The sequence below is a fragment of the Pseudomonas sp. NFIX49 genome (assembly GCF_900115915.1).
GTDB lineage: Bacteria > Pseudomonadota > Gammaproteobacteria > Pseudomonadales > Pseudomonadaceae > Aquipseudomonas > Aquipseudomonas pharyngis.
In genome coordinates, this window is sequence record NZ_FOYE01000002.1 from 95,567 (window position 1) to 112,695 (window position 17,129).

Genomic DNA, 17,129 nt, shown 5'->3' on the forward strand with positions numbered 1-17,129 from the left:
CTTCAGTCCTTGGATTCGTAAATGCGGCGCACCAGGAAAACCGGCCGGCGCTTCGCTTCGATATAAGTGCGGCCCAGGTACTCGCCGAGCACGCCGATGCCGATCAACTGCAAGCCGCCGAGAAACGTCACAGCAACCATCAGCGAGGCGTAACCGGGCAAGTCAACGCCATGAATGAGCGTGCGCAGCACAATGAACATCGCAAAGGCGAACGACACCAGAGAGACCAGCGCCCCCAGATACGTCCAGATCCGCAACGGTTCGGTGCTGAAACTGGTGATGCCCTCCAGGGCAAAATTCCACAGCCGCCAGCCATTGAACTTGCTATGCCCCGCCGCCCGCTCCGGGCGTTCGTACTCGACCTGGGTGGTGCGAAATCCGACCCAGGCGAACAGGCCTTTCATGAAGCGCCGGGATTCGGGCAGCGTCAGTAGCGCGTCGACCACGCAGCGATCCATCAGCCGGAAATCACCGACGTTTTCCGGCAATGACTGTTCGGCAATTTTGTTGTGCAGGCGATAGAACCAACTGGCGGAAGTTTGCTTGGCCCAAGTATCGTTGCGCCGGCTAAGGCGATGGCCGAGCACCACCTCGAAGCCTTCACGCCAACGCTCGATCATTTGCAAAATGACCTCGGGCGGATCCTGCAGATCAACGTCGATCGGCACCACGATCTGTCCCGTTGCGACCTGCAATCCGGCGGACAACGCCGCTTCCTTGCCGAAATTGCGGCTCAGATCGACAATTCGGATGCGCGAATCGCTCTGCTGGCAATGCAGCAAGCGTTCCAGCGTCGTATCGGAACTGCCGTCATTGACGAACACCAGTTCCAGCTGGACGAGCGCCTCTTGCTCGAAAACCTGATGAATGCGCAGGAGAAAGCCGTCGAGGCTGTCCTCTTCATTGAATACGGGCACTACCAGCGACAACGTCACCGGGCCCGCGTGCTGCGTTCCATTCGAGTGGGTCAATGGACTGCTCTTTTTTATAGTGATTGTCGGTCGCCGAACGCTGTTCGACGCCATGAGCCGCACCGTATTAAGCAGCAGCCCTGAATGTCATGCAAGGGTGAAACGAGGGCGTTCCGGCCAATCCGGAGGACGATCCCTGCGCTCTGGCCCGTGCCTTTCAGAAACATTCACGAACGATTGGAAACAAATCCTCGATAGCCAAAAAACCGCGCTCCGCTAGGCTTGCGTCGAAGCGACAGGTTGTCGCACAAACGCATCGCATGGAGCGAACTGAATGTATTTCGAGATTTACAGGCAATCCAAAGGCACCCCGAGCACCGGTAAAGGCCAATGGCGCTGGAGATTAAGGGCGGGGAATCACGAGACGGTCGCCAGTGGCGAATCGTATGTGAACAAGGCGGATTGTCTGCATGTGATCGAGTTGATCAAAGGTGTGAAGGGTGAGACACCGGTCAAGGAGATCTGAGGAAAACCCAAGACGCCGAGCTGCCTGTATTGGCAGCTCCGGCGACTTGACGAATGCGGTTTCAGAACCTCTCGGGAATGTGCCTGAACGGATAATCCGACTCTTTGTATCCCCCCGGTTTCTGCCGCTTGGGCAATGTCACCTTCTCTCGCGGCACCTCTTTGTAGGGGATGCGACTGAGCAGGTCGGAGATGATATTGAGCCGCGCCCGACGTTTGTCGTTCGAGTTGGCCACAAGCCACGGTGCGTAATCGGTGTCGGTCGCTTCAATCATGTCGTCCCGCGCCCGGGAGTAGTCATACCAGCGGCTGTAGGACTTGAGGTCCATCGGCGACAGCTTCCAGATCTTGCGACCGTCGACAATGCGCGCCTCCAGGCGCCGGGTCTGTTCTTCCTGACTGACATTCAACCAGTACTTGAGCAGGATCACCCCCGAACCGACAACGGCGCGCTCCACCAGCGGCACGGTCTTGAGAAACTTGTCGACCTGTTTGTCCGTGCAAAAGCCCATCACCCGCTCGACGCCGGCGCGGTTGTACCAACTGCGATCAAAGATCACCACTTCGCCGGCCGCCGGCAAATGTGGCAGATAGCGCTGCATGTACATCTGACTCTTCTCGCGATCGGTCGGGGCCGGTAACGCGATCACGCGAAAGACTCGCGGGCTGACCCGCTCGGTCAGCGCCTTGATGGTGCCGCCCTTGCCTGCACCGTCGCGGCCTTCGAAGATGATGCAGATCTTGATGCCTTCGGCCTTCACCCACTCCTGCATTTTCACCAGTTCGATATGCAGGCGGCGCAACTCGGCAAGGTAGTCCTTGTTCGACAGTTTTGTATGTTCGTCAGGTTTTTCTCGGGGCGAGTCTTTCTTCTTTCCCTTTGCCATGACCAGACCTCTCGGGTTGGAACGACAGCCAGGCTCGTTGGCAATGCATGACCTGGAACCGGAAAGTTTAGTCATTTATCGCAAAACGCAAGGAAACGTGCAGTAAGTCACAGACAACGTGCTTATTTCGAAAAAGCCTGTGCAGTTTTTGACGGAACGCCAATCGCCAACCATCCTCCATCACGGCGCAGCGTCCGATGTTGGCCGTGGATGTCTCGCTGGATGCAAACCTGCCATTTGGATGTGGGGAAGAGGTCATGCACAGTTCGCTCTTGCGTGCCGCGTCGCTCCTGCTCGCCTTGAGCACTGCACCGCTCTTGTTGCAGGCCGCCGATGCGCCTGCGGCCCCGGCAGCTGCCAGCGCTGCGACCAAAGATGCCGTGTTTACCACGGAACAGCTCGATCAGATGCTCGCGTCGATTGCCCTGTATCCCGATCCACTGCTCGCTCAAGTGCTGATGGCCGCCACCTATCCGGGAGAGGTCGCCGAAGCCGTGACCTGGTCCAAGGCCCACCCGGACGCCAAGGGCGATGATGCGGTCAAGCAAGTGGCCAGCCAGACGTGGGATCCGAGCGTGCAGGCCTTGGTGGCGTTTCCGCAGGTTTTGGCGACGCTGGGGCAGGATCCGGTCTGGGTGCAACGTCTGGGGGATGCCTTCCTGGCCCAGCCTGACGAACTCATGGCCGGCGTTCAGCGCTTGCGGCGTCAGGCCCAGACGGCGGGCAATCTACAGAGCAATCAATATCAGAATGTGACGGTGCAGAACGTAACGCCGCCCATCTCTTCCGGGTCAACCAAGCCGGCCGACAACACGACCATCATCATTCAGCCCGCCGATCCGCAGGTGGTCTACGTTCCGACCTATAACCCGACTACTACTTACGGCACCTGGCCTTATCCGGCCTCGCCGCCGGTGTATTACCCGCCGCCGCCCGCTTACTATCCGGGTCAGGCACTGGTGGCCGGGCTGGCCTTCGGTACGGGCGTGGCGGTCGTCGCGTCGTTGTGGGGCGACTGCGACTGGGGCAATAACGACATCGACATCGATGTGAACCGTTACAACAACATCAACGCCAACAACCGGATCACCAACAACCAGAACAAATGGCAGCACAACACCGTGCATCGCGATGGCGTGCCCTACCGTGACAACCGCAGCCGCGCGCAGTATGGCCGGCAGCTGGACGGTGCGGCTCAGCGTGACGTCTATCGCGGCGACAACGCGCAGCGGGCGCAGGCTCGGGAACGGGCCCGCAGTTCGATGGACAGGGCCGGCATCGAACGTCCCGCCACCAGCAATCGCGAAGCCCGCAATCAAGTCCGCGAAGCGCAATCTGCCAATGTCGGCAACCGCATGCAAGGCGGCGCGGACAGGCCCAGAGCCGCCGACCGCGCTCAGGGCAACACGCGGGAGGCGCGCCAGCCGGGCGTCAATCAACGTGACAACCGTGCGTCCCAAGCCCGACCCGCCGCGGGCAGTGCGCGGAACAACGCTTTCGCCGGCGCGCGCTCCCCGTCTCAGACCCGAGTCCAGGCTGATCGCGGCCGGGCCAGCCAGATTTCCGCGCAACGTCCCAATACCTCCCGCGCCGCCGGACATCAGATCAGCCGGCCATCCGGCGGGGGCATGCGTCAGAGAGGAGGTGGCCGTCGATGAACATCCATTCTCTGGTCAAAAACTGCCTGACCCTCGCGGCCGGCCTCGCATTGTCGAGCTTCGCCTCGGCCCAGCAGGTATTTCCAACCCCGGAAAAAGCCGCGGACGCCTTCGTCGAAGCCCTCGGCACGCAACACGCCGACCAAAAACGCCTGACCGAACTGCTGGGCGAGGAATGGCACAGTTTCATCCCCCGTGAAGGCGTGCAGCGCAGCGATGTCGATGCCTTCCTGCAGCAATATCGCGAACAGCACACTCTGGAAAAGACCGGCGACAGCAAGGCGGTGCTTTCCGTAGGGCCCGATCACTGGACGCTGCCCATCCCGCTCATCAAAGACAAAACCGGCTGGCGCTTCGACATGAAAGCCGCGCAGGTCGAAATCCGCGCCCGCCGCATCGGCCGTAACGAACTGGCGGCGGTGCAATCGGCGCTGGCCTATCACGACGCGCAAATGGACTACGCCTCGGAAGACCGCGACGGCGACGGCGCCCTCGAATACGCACAGAAAATCTTCAGCTCCCCCGGCAAACACGACGGCCTCTATTGGCCAGAAGACGACAGCGGCCAGATCAGCCCCCTCGGCCCCGCCTTCGGCCAGGCCATCAACGACGAAGACTGGCACGGCTACCACTTCCGCATCCTCGACGCCCAAGGCCCGTCAGCCCCGGGCGGCGCTTACAGCTATCTGATTGGAGACAAGATGAGTCGCGGGTTCGCCTTGATCGCGTGGCCAGCGAAATACAACGACACCGGGGTGATGAGCTTCATGATCAGCCATGAAGGCCAGGTGTTTCAGAAGGACCTCGGACCGGATGGGGAGAAGGTGGCGAAGGCGATGAAGCGGTTTGATCCGGATGATAGTTGGGAGGTGGTGGATTTGGGGCAGAAGTAGTTGGGGTAACGAATTGCGCTGGATCGGAAACGAAAAAGCCCCGCAGCTTCTCAGCTACGGGGCTTTTTCTATGTATGGCGGAGAGATAGGGATTCGAACCCTAGGTACCGGTGAAGGTACAACGGATTTCGAATCCGTCCCATTCGGCCACTCTGGCATCTCTCCAACGGCGCGCATCATAACAACACTTTCGCTGAATGGGAAACCCCCAGACGAAATTTTTTCCGTGCTATCAGATGCTTGCGTCGATTAAAGCGGTACGCCCAGACGGTTGGCGACTTCTTCGTAGGCTTCGATGACGTCACCGAGGCCCTGGCGGAAGCGGTCCTTGTCCATCTTCTTCTTGGTGTCCTTGTCCCACAGACGGCAGCCGTCCGGGCTGAATTCGTCGCCCAGGACGATGGAGCCGTCGCTGAACACGCCGAATTCCAGCTTGAAGTCCACCAGCAGCAGACCTGCGTCGTCGAACAGTTTGCTCAGGACTTCGTTGACCTTGAGCGACAGTTCTTTCATGCGCGCCAGTTGCTCGGCGGTGCCCCAGCCGAAGGCCACGACGTGGGATTCGTTGATGAACGGGTCGCCCTTGGCGTCGTCCTTCAGGAACAGTTCGAAGGTGTACGGGTTGAGCTTCATGCCCTCCTCGACGCCCAGACGCTTGACCAGGCTGCCGGCGGCGTAGTTACGCACGACGCACTCGACCGGGATCATGTCGAGTTTTTTCACCAGCACTTCGTTGTCGGCCAGCAGTTTGTCGAATTGGGTCGGAATACCGGCCGCTTCGAGTTTCTGCATGATGAAGGCGTTGAACTTGTTGTTCACCATGCCTTTGCGGTCGAGCTGCTCGATGCGCTTGCCGTCGAACGCCGAAGTGTCGTTGCGAAACAGCAGGATCAAGCGGTCAGCGTCGTCGGTCTTGTAAACCGATTTGGCTTTGCCGCGGTAGAGTTCTTCACGTTTTTCCATGATGGGCTCCGCTTGCTAAGTAGATGGGCTAGGCGATGTGGCGCCAGTCGAGCCCTGAATCTTGATCGGCCAGTTGCAGCCAGTCCGGGTCGCACCCGAGGGTGTCGACAAAACATTGCCGGGCCAGCTGCGGCAGGTTGTTCTTGCTGCTCAGATGGGCCAGGACCAGGTGTTGCAAGCCTTGCCAGCCCAACTCGGCCACCAGGAATGCCGCCTGATGGTTGTTCAAATGTCCCAGCTCGCCACCCACCCGCTGCTTGAGAAAGTACGGGTAATGACCACGGGCCAGCATGTCGCGACAATGGTTGGACTCGATCATCAACGCATCGAGGTCCCGATAGCCGTCCAGCACCCGCTCACAGTATGAACCCAGGTCGGTCAGCAGGCCGAAGCGCCGCTGCTCTTGATCGCTGAATACGTACTGGGTCGGTTCCTGCGCATCATGGGCCACGGCAATGACCCCGATGTTCAGAGCACCGATCTGCAGTTGCTCGCCACCGGTCACGAAACCGGCAGGTTCAATCGGTTTGCGCATCCCGCGCAGTGTGCCGCGACTGAGGTAGACAGGCAGATTGTAGCGCCGAGACAGCAAACCCACGCCATGCACGTGGTCGGCATGTTCGTGGGTTACGAGTATCGCGCTCAGTTGCGCCGGGTTCACACCCAGGCGCAACAGGCGTTTTTCGGTTTCCCGCAGGGAAAAACCACAATCCACCAGCACATACGTATCAGCACTGGCGATCAGCGTGCCGTTCCCTTGGCTACCGCTGCCGAGAACGGCAAAACGCATTGGATCAGCCCAGGTTGTCCTGAATCACGCTCAACACTTTGCGGGCCACATCGGCCGGCGCAACGGTGTTGATGTTTTTCTCGACGGTCACCTGAACGTTCTCGCCGACCTTGCTCAGGCGAACCTGATAACGCTCGGCGCGGGCTTCAACTTCTTCCTTGGTCGGCGCGCTGCCGAACAGGCTGCTGAAGAAACCAGGCTTCTCGTCTTTCTTCTCGGCCTTTTCGGACAAGTTGATGTAGTAGAGACCGAGGCTACGGTTGATGTCTTCAACGCGCCACTCGCCCTGTTCCAGCGCACGACCGACGCTCGACCAGGCACGATCCAGGTCCGTACCGACGTTGAGTACCGGGTTGCCGCTGCCGTCTTCGCTCAGGCTGACACGGCTCGGGGTATCGAAATCACGCGAAGCCAGCATCGACACCGAACCACCCTTCTCGGAGGTTCGGCTCATGCTCGCGAGCATGTCGTCGACCAGCGCAGCGTCGAGGCCGGTGTTGACCGAACGGTTGGTGAAATCGACACTGGCGGTGCTGCCGGCAGGACGCTCGGCGCTGACCACATAGACTTCACTGGTGTTGCGCTGCACGCCCGGTTCGATGCGCACCCGCACGCGGGTTTCGCTGTCGGTGCTGACGCCGGCGGCGCTCAGGCGCTTGGCCATGGCGGCGGACAGTTCGTCGGAATGCTGCCAGGTGGTGGTGAATTCGCCGGTTTGCGGGCGCTGTTCATCCAGACGGAAACCGTTGTCCTGAAAGTACTGCACCGCCACTGGCCAGACTTCGGCCGGTGGATGCTGGGCCATGACCCAACGCGAATCACCGCTCTTCTGCAGCGAGTAGTCGCTAGCGTCGGCCACGGTCGACAGTGGTTGAGGGCGCGGAACGATGTACTCACCCTTGGCGGTGTCGTCGGCCACGTTGCGCGGGATCGGCAGCAGCGGATCCAGACGCTTGGAGGTGCTGACGTCCGGTGGCAGTTGCATCGGTGCAGTCTGTTGCGCTTCCAGGTAATCGCTACCACGGTCACGGAAATAACCTTCCGGGCCCCAGATCCATCCGCAGCCACTGGTGCTGGAGATAATCAAGGCAAGTGCGGAAAGTCCGGCCATTCGCTTCATGCGTTGTACTTCCTCAATTAAACCAGGACGTTGCACTGGCGCAGGGCCGAGCGCAGCGTTTCATGACAAGGAGCGCTCAGCCAGGTCAGCGGCAGGCGGATGCCTTGGTGCATCAGGCCCATTTCGACCAAAGCCCACTTCACCGGAATCGGGTTGGCTTCGATGAACAGGTCCTTGTGCAGCGGCATCAGTTTTTCGTTGATGGCCCGTGCGGTCTCGGCGTCGCCCTTGAGCGCGGCCTCGCACAGGTCGGCCATTTCGCGCGGGGCGACGTTGGCGGTGACGGAGATGTTGCCCTTGCCGCCCAGCAGGATCAGCTCGACTGCGGTCGGATCATCGCCGGACAGCACGATGAAGTCCTTGCTCACGCCGTCGATGATCGCCTTGGCGCGTTTCAGGTCGCCGGTCGCTTCCTTGATGCCGATGATGTTCGGCACGGTGGACAGGCGGATCACGGTCTCGGCCTGCATGTCGCAGGAGGTGCGGCCAGGAACGTTGTAGAGAATCTGTGGGATGTCGACCGCTTCGGCGATGTGTTTGAAGTGCTGGTACAGGCCTTCCTGAGTCGGCTTGTTGTAGTACGGGACGACCAGCAGGCAGGCATCGGCGCCGGCTTCTTTGGCGTTGCGGGTCAGCTCGACCGCTTCGCGGGTCGAGTTGGCGCCAGTACCGGCGATCACCGGAATACGACCGGCAACCTGTTTGACCACGGCTTTGATGACGGCGATGTGTTCTTCTACATCAAGGGTTGCCGACTCGCCGGTGGTGCCGACCGCGACAATGGCATGGGTGCCGTTCTTGAGATGGAAGTCCACGAGTTTGCTGAGGCTGTCCCAGTCAAGACGCCCTTGTGCATCCATGGGTGTGACCAGTGCCACCATACTGCCCGCAATCATGAAACCGCTCCTGCCGGAAAAAGAGAGCGGTAATGGTACTGGCGCCAAGATGCTTGCACAAGCGAAGTACTGTGCCGCCATTCCCCTTGGCGCCGCTTTTCGCTACCCTTCAGACTTTGATCGGTACTGATCAGCTTGTACGCCGGGTTCCAGTCTCCCGTTTCGGCCTCCCAGGCCCCGTTCCAGTGTCGTTGCCGTACGCTTGCTTGTTCATGGAGCCGTAGCGCCACACGAATCGGGTCTTCCGGACAGGCATTGCCCCGGCAATCAACGCCCTCTCGCTACCGACCGCTCATCGCTTTAGGAATGCTGCATGTCCACCCCCACAGTTCGCGAACAATTCCTTGTCATCAGTGCCCTCGGCGCCAATCCCATGGAGCTGACCAACGTCCTGTGCCGCGCCAGCCATGAAAACCGCTGCGCGGTCGTCACCTCGCGCCTGACCCGTCACGGCGAGTGCAGCGCGCTGGTGCTCGAAGTCTCCGGCAGCTGGGACGCCCTGGCACGCCTTGAAGGCAGCCTGCCGGTGCTGGCCAAGCGTCATGCGTTCACCGTCAACGTGGTGCGCAGCGCCGCCCTGGAAAACCGTCCGCAAGCCCTGCCGTACGTGGCTTACGTGTCTTCGGCGTACCGTCCGGACATCATCAACGAGCTGTGCCAGTTCTTCATGGATCACAACGTCGAGCTGGAAAACCTGACCTGCGATACCTATCAGGCACCGCAGACCGGCGGCACCATGCTCAACGCCACGTTCACCGTGACCCTGCCCGCCGGCACCCAGATCAGTTGGCTGCGCGACCAGTTCCTGGATTTCGCCGACGCCATGAACCTGGATGCACTGATCGAACCGTGGCGCCCACAGAACCCAATGTAAGGAAGCTTTCATGGCCGTTGTCATCGACCAACCGGTTACGGATTTCGAAGCACCTGCCACCAGCGGGCAGACTGTCAGCCTGTCGGCCCTCAAGGGCAAGCAAGTGGTGATCTACTTCTATCCGAAGGACAGCACCCCGGGCTGCACCACCGAAGGCCAGGGCTTTCGCGATCAATACGCGGCATTCAAGGCTGCCAACACGGAAATCTTCGGGATTTCCCGCGACAGCCTGAAGTCCCACGAGAACTTCAAGTGCAAGCAGGAGTTTCCGTTCGAGCTGATCAGCGACAAGGACGAAGCCGTCTGCCAGCTGTTTGACGTGATCAAGCTGAAGAAACTCTACGGCAAGGAATACCTGGGTGTTGATCGCAGCACCTTCCTGATCGACAAGAACGGCGTACTGCGTCAGGAATGGCGCGGCGTGAAAGTGCCAGGACACGTGGATGCAGTACTGGCTGCTGCTCAGGCGCTGAACAAGGCCTGATGCTGTCGGCGCCCTTGCGGGCGCCGCTTCATTTTCAAAGCAGCGGAGCTACAACTGGCTCCTTGCGCGGCCAGGCATCCAGCACAGCCTTGAACAACGTCGCCAGCGGAATCGCGAAGAACACGCCCCAGAATCCCCACAACCCGCCGAACAACAGCACCGCGCAGATGATTGCCACCGGGTGCAGGTTGACCGCCTCGGAAAACAGCAACGGCACCAGCACGTTGCCGTCCAGCGTCTGAATGATTCCGTAGACCGCCATCAAGTAGATGAACTGATCGCTCCATCCCCACTGGAACAGCGCAATCAGCAGCACCGGCACGGTCACCACCACGGCCCCGACATACGGCACCACCACCGACACGCCGACCAACAGGGCCAGCAGCGCCGCGTAGTTGAGGCCCAGTGCGACGAAAGCGATATAGGTCACGCCGCCACAGATCACGATTTCGATAACCTTGCCGCGAATGTAGTTGGCGATCTGCCGGTTCATTTCCTCGGCGACCCGGGTGATCAGTGCCCGCTCACGCGGCAAATAGCCGCGCACCCACTCGCCGATCATCGCCCGGTCCTTGAGGAAGAAGAACACCAGGATCGGCACCAGCACCAGATAGATCATGATGTTCACCAGCAGCGGCAGGCTCGACAACGAGAACGTCAGCGCCCACTGGCCAAACTTGCCGATCTCGCCTCGCGCCGCTTCGATGGCTTGCAGCACCTGCTCATCGGAGACCAGATGCGGATAGCGCTCGGGCAGCAACAACAGCAGCGATTGCCACTTGGCGAGCATCCCCGGCAATTCGTTGAACAGCGTGATCAACTGATGCCAGAGCAGCGGCAGCACCACGACGATGAACACCATCAGCACGCCCATGAACAGCGCAAATACCAGACCGACCGCCGCCCCACCGGGCACGCGCAGACGTTCGAGCGTGAGTACCAGCCCCTGCATCAGATACGCCAGCACCATCCCGGCCAGCACCGGCGCAAGCATTCCGCCAAGCGTCAGCACCGCGGTGAAGGCGAGAAACAGCAAAACCGCCAGCACCACGGCTTCTTCATCGGAGAAGTAGCGCTGAATCCAGTCGCGCAACACTTTGAACATCAATTTTCCTTAGGTCATTTACGCGGTCGGTTTCAGGCTTTTTTCAGCCAGTAACGGTAGACACCCGCCTCGTCCTCTTCACGCAGCAGCGTATGACCGGCCAATTTGGCAAAGGTGCGAAAGTCGCGTTGCGAGCCAGCATCCGTGGCAATCACCTTGAGTACTGCGCCACTGGGCAGCTTGTTCAGCTCCATTTTGGCCTTGAGCAACGGCAACGGACAATTCAGGCCACTGGCGTCCAGTTCACAGTCATGGGCTACAGCGTCGGTCATGCGTCACTCCGGATCAGGTAGTCAGGCTGCCTAGAATATCTGGTCGCAAGCCCGGTGTCCGGCTACAGTAAGGTCTTTGTCGACTAAGGCTTTGTGCATGACATTTCTGCGCCCTACCCTGCTGACGCTCGCTTGCCTGCTCGCCTCACCGGGCTTCGCCGACGACCTGCCGTCACTCGGTGACGCCAGCTCTGCCATCGTCTCACCACAACAGGAATATCAACTGGGTCGCGCCTGGCTGGCATTGCTGCGCAGCCAGGTTTCGCAGCTCAACGATCCACAACTCAAGGACTACGTCGAGTCCAGTGTCTATAAGCTGGTGGAAACCAGCCAGGTCAATGACCGACGCCTGGAATTCATCCTGATCAACAGCCCGCAGCTCAACGCCTTTGCGGCACCGGGCGGGATTGTCGGGGTCAACGGCGGCCTGTTCCTCAATGCCCAGACCGAGGGCGAATATGCCTCGGTACTGGCTCACGAACTGGCTCACTTGTCCCAACGCCACTTCGCTCGTGGCGTCGAGGCCTCGCAGCGGATGCAGGTGCCGATGATGGCGGCGCTGCTGGCCGGCATCGTGATCGCCGCTGCCGGCGCGGGCGACGCTGGCATCGCGGCGATTGCCGGCACCCAAGCGGCGGCGATCCAGGAACAACGGCGTTTCTCGCGCCAGAACGAACAGGAAGCCGACCGCATCGGCATTCTCAACCTGGAAAAGGCCGGCTACGATCCGCGCTCGATGCCGACCATGTTCGAGCGTTTGATGCGCCAGTATCGCTTTGATGCCAAACCGCCGGAGTTCCTGCTGACGCACCCGGTCACCGAATCGCGGATCGCCGACACCCGCAACCGCGCCGAGCAGGCAAAACCCGGCGGTATCGAAGACAGCAAGCGCTATCAACTGATCCGCGCGCGGGTGCAGTTGACCTACGAAGAAACGCCGGGCCTTGGTGCCAAGCGCTTTCGCGCGCAACTGGACGATAATCCGAATAACGATGTGGCCCGTTACGGATTGGCGATCGCCCAGATCAAGGGCGGTCAGCTGAACGAGGCACGAGAGAATCTCAAGCAACTGCTGGCCAAATCGCCGAACGAGATCATCTACAACCTGGCGCAGATCGATCTGGACATCACCAACAACAAGCTGGCCGATGCCCAGTCCCGGGTTGACCGGATGCTCAGTCAGTACCCGGGCAACTATCCGCTGAACCAGGTACGCGTCGATCTGCTGCTGAAACAAAACCGTACCGCCGATGCGGAGAAGGCGCTGGAAGGTTTGTTGAAATCGCGTCCGGACGATCCGGACGTGTGGTATCAGGTCGCCGAGACTCGTGGTCTGTCCGGCAACATCATTGGCCTGCATCAGGCGCGTGCCGAATATTTCGCCTTGGTCGGCGATTATCGTCAGGCCATCCAGCAACTGGACTTCGCCAAGCGCAAGGCCGGCAGCAACTTCCCGCTGTCGTCGCGTATCGATGCCCGCCAGCGCGAGCTGATGGAACAGGAGCGCATGGTCAAGGACATGATGGGTTAAACCCGCGCCAAGACAAATTCCGGACACAAAAAAACCGCCTCTTTCGAGGCGGTTTCTTTTACTTCTTCGATAACTGGATCATTCAGCCAGTTTGAAGGTGATGAAGCTGGCACGACCCTGACGCAGAACGCGCATCGACACCGAACGGTTTTTCGGCAGCGCCTTGGCGATCTCGGCGAACTCCTTCGAAGAGCCAATGGCCTGGTTGTTCAGGTGCGTGATGATGTCGCCCGGTTGCAGACCGATCAGCGCCGCAGGACCGTCCTGCACTTCCTTGATCACCACACCGCCCTTCAGGTCATAGGTTTTCTTCTGCTCGGCGCTCAGTTCGGCAACCGAAACACCCAGACGATTGCTGTTGGTCTCGGCACCGGATTTCGGCAGGGCATCCAGTTCCTTGTCTTCATCAGGAATGGCGCCGACAGTCAGCTCGATATTCTTGCGTTTGCCGTCACGAATCACTTCGAGATTGGCTTTGGCGCCGGCCTTCAACGCACCCACCAGATGTGGCAGGTCAGCGGACATGACGATCGGTTGACCGTTCATGCTCAGGATCACGTCACCCACTTGCAGGCCGCCCTTGGCAGCCGGGCCGTCATCCTGAATCTGTGCAACCAGCGCACCGGCCGGTTTGTCCAGACCGAACGACTCGGCCAGATCCTTGTTCACTTCCTGGATGACGACGCCCAACCAGCCACGACTGACCTTGCCACCGCTTTTCAGCTGGTTGGAAACGTCCATGGCCACGTCGATCGGAATGGCGAACGACACGCCCATGAAGCCACCGGAACGGGTGTAGATCTGCGAGTTGATCCCGACCACTTCACCGTTCAGGTTGAACAGCGGGCCACCGGAGTTACCCGGGTTGATCGGCACGTCGGTCTGGATGAAAGGCACGTAGTTTTCATTCGGCAGGCTGCGGCCGACGGCACTGACGATGCCCTGGGTTACGGTGTGGTCAAAGCCGAATGGCGAACCGATTGCCACGACCCACTGGCCCGCCTTCAGGTCCTGGGATTTGCCAAGCTTCAGCACTGGCAGATCCTTGCCTTCGATCTTCAGCAGCGCGACGTCGGAACGTGGGTCGGTGCCGATCAGCTTGGCTTTCATTTCACTGCGATCAGCCAGACGCACGAGGATTTCGTCGGCATCGGCGATCACGTGGTTGTTGGTCAGAATGTAGCCATCCGGCGAAATGATGAAGCCCGAACCCAACGATTGCGCCTCACGCTGGCGATCACCACGCGGAGAACGCTGTTGTGGCGGCATGCCGCGTTCGAAGAACTCGCGCAGCATCGGTGGCAAGCCTTCAAGGTCAGGCATCTGCTGGTTAACTTTGCGATCCGGCAGCTTTTGTGTGGTACTGATGTTCACCACCGCAGGCGAGGCCTGTTCGACCAGTTGGGTGAAATCAGGCAGGCTGGCCGGGCTGACCGCTTCAGCCGCCATGGCTGCAGGAACAGCCTGACCGAGCACCAGCACCGTGGCGAAAATGGAGAGATAAGACTTCAAGCTTGGTATCGACATACAGCTCCCGTTACGACGAGCAGGGTTAAGCGATATGGAGCAAGGAACACCGGAAACCACAGGCCGGCATTTTTGTTCCGGGAACAACAAACAAGGCCAGAGCCGAGAGGCTCTGACCTATAAAAAATTTTCGGGTGTTTTGCAAATGAAAATGCTCAGCAAACATTTCACGTCTCGACGACGAAGTGGAGATAGCTGGAATCAGCTCACTGCTTGCTGGTTGCAGCGCCATCATTGCGCATCGACAGGGCAATCCGTTCGGCGGTTCCGATTGGAATCTCGCCAACCACCGTCACCATCATTTCGCCTTGAGGCGTTGTCAGACGGCGGGATACGGCAACGGTCGGGCCCAGTTGAGTCCGGGTATCGGTGACGGTTGCGCCGTTCAGCGGCTCCAGGAAGACAGAAAATCGTGCAAGACCATCGTCATACATCAGGCTGTTGACCTGGGTCTTGGTTTCCGGATCCTTGTGCGAGGAGCTGCTGGTAAGTTCGAAGCCAGGAGGCAACCAGTCGGAACGCCATACCTGAGCGGTCTTGACCGCAGAAGCCTTGTCGCTGTCGAGGGTGACTGTCTTGCAATCGGAATTGGCTTGCAGATCTTTGTCGGATGGAATTTCAGAGGTATCCAGTCGCGTAAACTGGAATCTCTCGAGTAACTGCCCCTTGTCGTTCAACAGCAGCGACTTGAGCGGCAGACCCGTTTCCTTGTCCAAGTGCAGTTCGAAACCGTAGCGGTGCTGATCACGCGGCGTCAGCGATACGATCACCGCTTCACGCCCGGCCACACGCGACTTGCCAATGACGGCAAGCTCATACCAGTTCTTCAGCTTCTGAGGATCGAGAGGGCGAGCGGCGGAATTGGGAGAATCTCCCAGACCCGCAATCAGGGTGCCGCTAACGCATTGAGTATGCCCATCAATGCGCACGACTTCCTGAGCCGAACCGTCGAGCTGAAGCAAACGCTCGCGAACCTGACCATTCTGGACTCGATGCCAGATGTTGTGGGTAGAAAAGCTACCGTTACGCTCGTAAACGAATGTGCCGTGAAAGCTTTGCTGCTGCTCGGCCTGGCCCAGGCGGGTCAACCAGTCCTGAGCCTCGTCGGCGTGGGCTGGAACAATGAACCAGCCGCTGAGCAGAAGCGAAAGTAGAGGTATGGCGCGCATGATCCCCCTTAACGGTTTTCCAGGCTTGCTGCACGTGCATAAGGCAGCGCGCTCTCGGTGCCTTTCAAGGCAGCCTGTTGAGCGTGTTGACGCAGGTAACCTGGCAGACGCTGATCGTGCCAGCCTGGCTGACCTTGCAATACGCCATTGGCCATTGGGCCAGTAGCTTCCGAACTCTCACTATAACCTGCCAATACCGCCGGGCCTTTGACCTGAGGAGTGGCCAACACTGGCTGATTGGATTGCTGAGCGAGTTCGACGCCGGCGATTTCGTCCTGGTTGTACAGGCGAACACCCGCCAGAACGGCAACAGTCACCGAAGCGGCTACGGCCAGACGACCGAGGCTGCGCCATGGGCCACGAGACACTTTGGCAGGAGTCGCTTCATCTTCCAGTGCAGCAGAAACCGCCGCAGCGAGATCCAGACGTGGAAGCAACAGATCCTTGTGCATGGCTGCCCGAGCGATCTGGTAACGAGCCCAGGTTTCACGGGTTTCAACATCGTCCAGCGCATTGAGCACTCGACGCAGTTCCAGTTCGTCCGCTTCGTTATCCATCACTGCGGACAGCGATTCCTGCAGGGCTTCACGACTCATGGCGTTCCTCTCTTGGCTGTCGCCGCTGTCTTTAGTTTTCCTGCAGCAACGGCTGCAGGGCTTTATCGATGGCCTCCCGGGCGCGGAAAATCCGGGAGCGCACGGTACCAACCGGACATTGCATGACGCTCGCGATGTCCTCGTAACTCAGACCATCGAATTCGCGCAAAGTTAACGCCGTGCGCAAATCCTCTGGCAATTGCTGAATGGTTCGATGGACGGTGCCTTCGATCTCATCCCGCAGCAATGCCCGCTCTGGAGACTCGAGATCTTTCAGGCCGTGATCGCCATCATAGAACTCTGCGTCCTCGGAACTTACATCGCTATCCGGCGGCCGACGGCCGCGTGAAACCAGATAGTTCTTCGCCGTGTTAATGGCGATGCGGTACAGCCACGTATAAAACGCACTGTCGCCGCGGAAATTTCCAAGCGCTCGATACGCCTTGATAAAGGCTTCTTGTGCGACGTCCTGGGCTTCATGGGTGTCGTGCACAAAACGCACGATCAACCCGAGAATTTTGTGCTGATACTTCAGCACCAGCAGATCGAAAGCTCGCTTGTCGCCACGCTGAACGCGTTCGACCAGCTGCTGATCCTCTTCCTGGGTTAGCATGAACACTCCTCGATAAACTCGAAGGAGGCTTGCATGACCAAACGACCGGACTTGCAAACATAGACTCGGGCTTTTCGCAAAAGTTCTCCCCCTCCAAGCAAGTTTCCTGCGGGCTCTGATTTGGCACGCACGAAAAACGCAGCGCGGGATGAACCGGCTGCGCGAATAATCTTGTCATCGGCTCGCCGGCAAGAACCCAACCGCAGGTTCCGCATTGAAGCCGACACTGTCCCTTGTTTCGGGCAACTGTCTATTGATCTTGGGCCTTTGGCAAAAGTTCCAAATATTTATAGACGTGCCGCGCCGACATTGTGC

The 17,129-nt window shown here is 59.5% G+C and carries 18 protein-coding genes and 1 tRNA gene; 6 read left to right on the forward strand and 13 right to left on the reverse strand.

The genetic code is table 11. The annotated features are described in order from the left end of the window. Positions 1 to 2 precede the first annotated feature (2 nt). A complete protein-coding gene (locus tag BMZ46_RS04790) occupies positions 3 to 971 on the reverse strand; it encodes a glycosyltransferase family 2 protein (protein ID WP_039772658.1) in 969 nt (322 codons plus the stop codon). 274 nt (positions 972 to 1,245) lie between these two features. Here BMZ46_RS04790 and BMZ46_RS04795 point away from each other — a divergent pair, with 274 nt between their 5' ends. Further along, entirely contained in the window at positions 1,246 to 1,437 is a 192-nt protein-coding gene (locus BMZ46_RS04795; RefSeq protein ID WP_039772660.1) for a YegP family protein, read from the forward strand. 61 nt (positions 1,438 to 1,498) lie between these two features. On the opposite strand, the gene ppk2 is transcribed toward BMZ46_RS04795, so the two are convergent. Further along, positions 1,499 to 2,323: a polyphosphate kinase 2 gene (ppk2, locus tag BMZ46_RS04800; RefSeq protein ID WP_039772662.1), complete on the reverse strand. Its 825-nt coding sequence runs from the start codon at positions 2,321 to 2,323 to the stop codon at positions 1,499 to 1,501. 257 nt (positions 2,324 to 2,580) lie between these two features. On the opposite strand from ppk2, the gene BMZ46_RS04805 reads away from it, so the two are divergent. After that, on the forward strand, positions 2,581 to 3,981 hold the full coding sequence (locus tag BMZ46_RS04805; RefSeq protein ID WP_074691096.1) for a DUF3300 domain-containing protein: 1,401 nt from the start codon (positions 2,581 to 2,583) through the stop codon (positions 3,979 to 3,981). Further along, positions 3,978 to 4,874, forward strand: coding sequence for a DUF2950 domain-containing protein (locus tag BMZ46_RS04810; RefSeq protein WP_074691095.1), 897 nt, complete (start codon positions 3,978 to 3,980; stop codon positions 4,872 to 4,874). Before BMZ46_RS04805 ends, BMZ46_RS04810 begins: the two co-directional genes overlap by 4 nt. Positions 4,875 to 4,949: 75 nt before the next feature. Here the strand turns inward: BMZ46_RS04810 and BMZ46_RS04815 are convergent. The 5 genes from BMZ46_RS04815 to dapA form a co-directional block, all read right to left on the reverse strand. Next, positions 4,950 to 5,039: transfer RNA gene (locus tag BMZ46_RS04815), tRNA-Ser, on the reverse strand. Between the two features lie 84 nt (positions 5,040 to 5,123). Continuing rightward, on the reverse strand, positions 5,124 to 5,837 hold the full coding sequence (gene purC, locus BMZ46_RS04820) for a phosphoribosylaminoimidazolesuccinocarboxamide synthase (RefSeq protein WP_007958019.1): 714 nt from the start codon (positions 5,835 to 5,837) through the stop codon (positions 5,124 to 5,126). 28 nt (positions 5,838 to 5,865) lie between these two features. Next, positions 5,866 to 6,627 (reverse strand): MBL fold metallo-hydrolase, encoded by a 762-nt coding sequence (locus BMZ46_RS04825; protein ID WP_011332911.1) that lies wholly within the window; start codon positions 6,625 to 6,627, stop codon positions 5,866 to 5,868. A gap of 4 nt (positions 6,628 to 6,631) precedes the next feature. After that, on the reverse strand, positions 6,632 to 7,747 hold the full coding sequence (gene bamC / locus BMZ46_RS04830) for an outer membrane protein assembly factor BamC (RefSeq protein ID WP_074691094.1): 1,116 nt from the start codon (positions 7,745 to 7,747) through the stop codon (positions 6,632 to 6,634). 17 nt (positions 7,748 to 7,764) lie between these two features. Continuing rightward, positions 7,765 to 8,643 (reverse strand): 4-hydroxy-tetrahydrodipicolinate synthase, encoded by an 879-nt coding sequence (gene dapA, locus BMZ46_RS04835; protein WP_007958015.1) that lies wholly within the window; start codon positions 8,641 to 8,643, stop codon positions 7,765 to 7,767. Positions 8,644 to 8,956: 313 nt separating this feature from the next. Here dapA and BMZ46_RS04845 point away from each other — a divergent pair, with 313 nt between their 5' ends. Together BMZ46_RS04845 and BMZ46_RS04850 are read left to right on the forward strand one after the other, a co-directional pair. Then, a complete protein-coding gene (locus BMZ46_RS04845; RefSeq protein ID WP_007958014.1) occupies positions 8,957 to 9,517 on the forward strand; it encodes a glycine cleavage system transcriptional repressor in 561 nt (186 codons plus the stop codon). Positions 9,518 to 9,527: 10 nt separating this feature from the next. Next, the gene (locus BMZ46_RS04850) at positions 9,528 to 10,001 is read left to right on the forward strand and encodes a peroxiredoxin (protein ID WP_064594118.1); all 474 of its coding nucleotides are present in this window, start codon (positions 9,528 to 9,530) and stop codon (positions 9,999 to 10,001) included. Positions 10,002 to 10,035: 34 nt separating this feature from the next. Here BMZ46_RS04850 and BMZ46_RS04855 read toward each other — a convergent pair whose 3' ends face one another. After that, positions 10,036 to 11,106: an AI-2E family transporter gene (locus BMZ46_RS04855; RefSeq protein WP_039772670.1), complete on the reverse strand. Its 1,071-nt coding sequence runs from the start codon at positions 11,104 to 11,106 to the stop codon at positions 10,036 to 10,038. Positions 11,107 to 11,138: 32 nt separating this feature from the next. Further along, positions 11,139 to 11,378, reverse strand: a complete 240-nt coding sequence (locus BMZ46_RS04860) for a sulfurtransferase TusA family protein (RefSeq protein WP_007958011.1) — start codon at positions 11,376 to 11,378, stop codon at positions 11,139 to 11,141. Positions 11,379 to 11,475: 97 nt separating this feature from the next. Between BMZ46_RS04860 and BMZ46_RS04865 the strand changes: the two genes are divergently transcribed. Beyond that, entirely contained in the window at positions 11,476 to 12,909 is a 1,434-nt protein-coding gene (locus BMZ46_RS04865) for a M48 family metalloprotease (RefSeq protein WP_074691092.1), read from the forward strand. A 78-nt stretch (positions 12,910 to 12,987) separates the two neighbouring features. On the opposite strand, the gene BMZ46_RS04870 is transcribed toward BMZ46_RS04865, so the two are convergent. From BMZ46_RS04870 to rpoE, 4 genes are all read right to left on the reverse strand, one after another. Beyond that, positions 12,988 to 14,358 carry a DegQ family serine endoprotease gene (locus tag BMZ46_RS04870; RefSeq protein ID WP_254778452.1) on the reverse strand — a complete coding sequence of 457 codons (1,371 nt, stop codon included), beginning with the start codon at positions 14,356 to 14,358 and terminating at the stop codon, positions 12,988 to 12,990. Positions 14,359 to 14,642: 284 nt separating this feature from the next. Next, positions 14,643 to 15,605, reverse strand: coding sequence for a MucB/RseB C-terminal domain-containing protein (locus BMZ46_RS04875; protein ID WP_011332904.1), 963 nt, complete (start codon positions 15,603 to 15,605; stop codon positions 14,643 to 14,645). An 8-nt stretch (positions 15,606 to 15,613) separates the two neighbouring features. Further along, complete coding sequence (locus BMZ46_RS04880) at positions 15,614 to 16,201, reverse strand: sigma-E factor negative regulatory protein (protein ID WP_039772679.1); 588 nt, start codon at positions 16,199 to 16,201, stop codon at positions 15,614 to 15,616. 31 nt (positions 16,202 to 16,232) lie between these two features. Continuing rightward, positions 16,233 to 16,814: an RNA polymerase sigma factor RpoE/AlgU gene (gene rpoE, locus BMZ46_RS04885; protein ID WP_003172477.1), complete on the reverse strand. Its 582-nt coding sequence runs from the start codon at positions 16,812 to 16,814 to the stop codon at positions 16,233 to 16,235. Between the last annotated feature and the right edge of the window lie 315 nt (positions 16,815 to 17,129).

What these genes read in the sequence shown, in the direction of transcription:
- BMZ46_RS04880 (WP_039772679.1), bottom strand. Translation starts at nt 16,201, where the DNA reads ATGAGTCGTGAAGCCCTGCAGGAATCGCTGTCCGCAGTGATGGATAAC.
- BMZ46_RS04865 (WP_074691092.1), top strand. Translation starts at nt 11,476, where the DNA reads ATGACATTTCTGCGCCCTACCCTGCTGACGCTCGCTTGCCTGCTCGCC.
- BMZ46_RS04795 (WP_039772660.1), top strand. Translation starts at nt 1,246, where the DNA reads ATGTATTTCGAGATTTACAGGCAATCCAAAGGCACCCCGAGCACCGGT.
- BMZ46_RS04850 (WP_064594118.1), top strand. Translation starts at nt 9,528, where the DNA reads ATGGCCGTTGTCATCGACCAACCGGTTACGGATTTCGAAGCACCTGCC.
- BMZ46_RS04860 (WP_007958011.1), bottom strand. Translation starts at nt 11,378, where the DNA reads ATGACCGACGCTGTAGCCCATGACTGTGAACTGGACGCCAGTGGCCTG.
- ppk2 (WP_039772662.1), bottom strand. Translation starts at nt 2,323, where the DNA reads ATGGCAAAGGGAAAGAAGAAAGACTCGCCCCGAGAAAAACCTGACGAA.
- BMZ46_RS04855 (WP_039772670.1), bottom strand. Translation starts at nt 11,106, where the DNA reads ATGTTCAAAGTGTTGCGCGACTGGATTCAGCGCTACTTCTCCGATGAA.
- BMZ46_RS04870 (WP_254778452.1), bottom strand. Translation starts at nt 14,358, where the DNA reads ATGGCGGCTGAAGCGGTCAGCCCGGCCAGCCTGCCTGATTTCACCCAA.
- dapA (WP_007958015.1), bottom strand. Translation starts at nt 8,643, where the DNA reads ATGATTGCGGGCAGTATGGTGGCACTGGTCACACCCATGGATGCACAA.
- rpoE (WP_003172477.1), bottom strand. Translation starts at nt 16,814, where the DNA reads ATGCTAACCCAGGAAGAGGATCAGCAGCTGGTCGAACGCGTTCAGCGT.
- BMZ46_RS04825 (WP_011332911.1), bottom strand. Translation starts at nt 6,627, where the DNA reads ATGCGTTTTGCCGTTCTCGGCAGCGGTAGCCAAGGGAACGGCACGCTG.
- BMZ46_RS04810 (WP_074691095.1), top strand. Translation starts at nt 3,978, where the DNA reads ATGAACATCCATTCTCTGGTCAAAAACTGCCTGACCCTCGCGGCCGGC.
- purC (WP_007958019.1), bottom strand. Translation starts at nt 5,837, where the DNA reads ATGGAAAAACGTGAAGAACTCTACCGCGGCAAAGCCAAATCGGTTTAC.
- BMZ46_RS04875 (WP_011332904.1), bottom strand. Translation starts at nt 15,605, where the DNA reads ATGCGCGCCATACCTCTACTTTCGCTTCTGCTCAGCGGCTGGTTCATT.
- BMZ46_RS04845 (WP_007958014.1), top strand. Translation starts at nt 8,957, where the DNA reads ATGTCCACCCCCACAGTTCGCGAACAATTCCTTGTCATCAGTGCCCTC.
- BMZ46_RS04805 (WP_074691096.1), top strand. Translation starts at nt 2,581, where the DNA reads ATGCACAGTTCGCTCTTGCGTGCCGCGTCGCTCCTGCTCGCCTTGAGC.
- bamC (WP_074691094.1), bottom strand. Translation starts at nt 7,747, where the DNA reads ATGAAGCGAATGGCCGGACTTTCCGCACTTGCCTTGATTATCTCCAGC.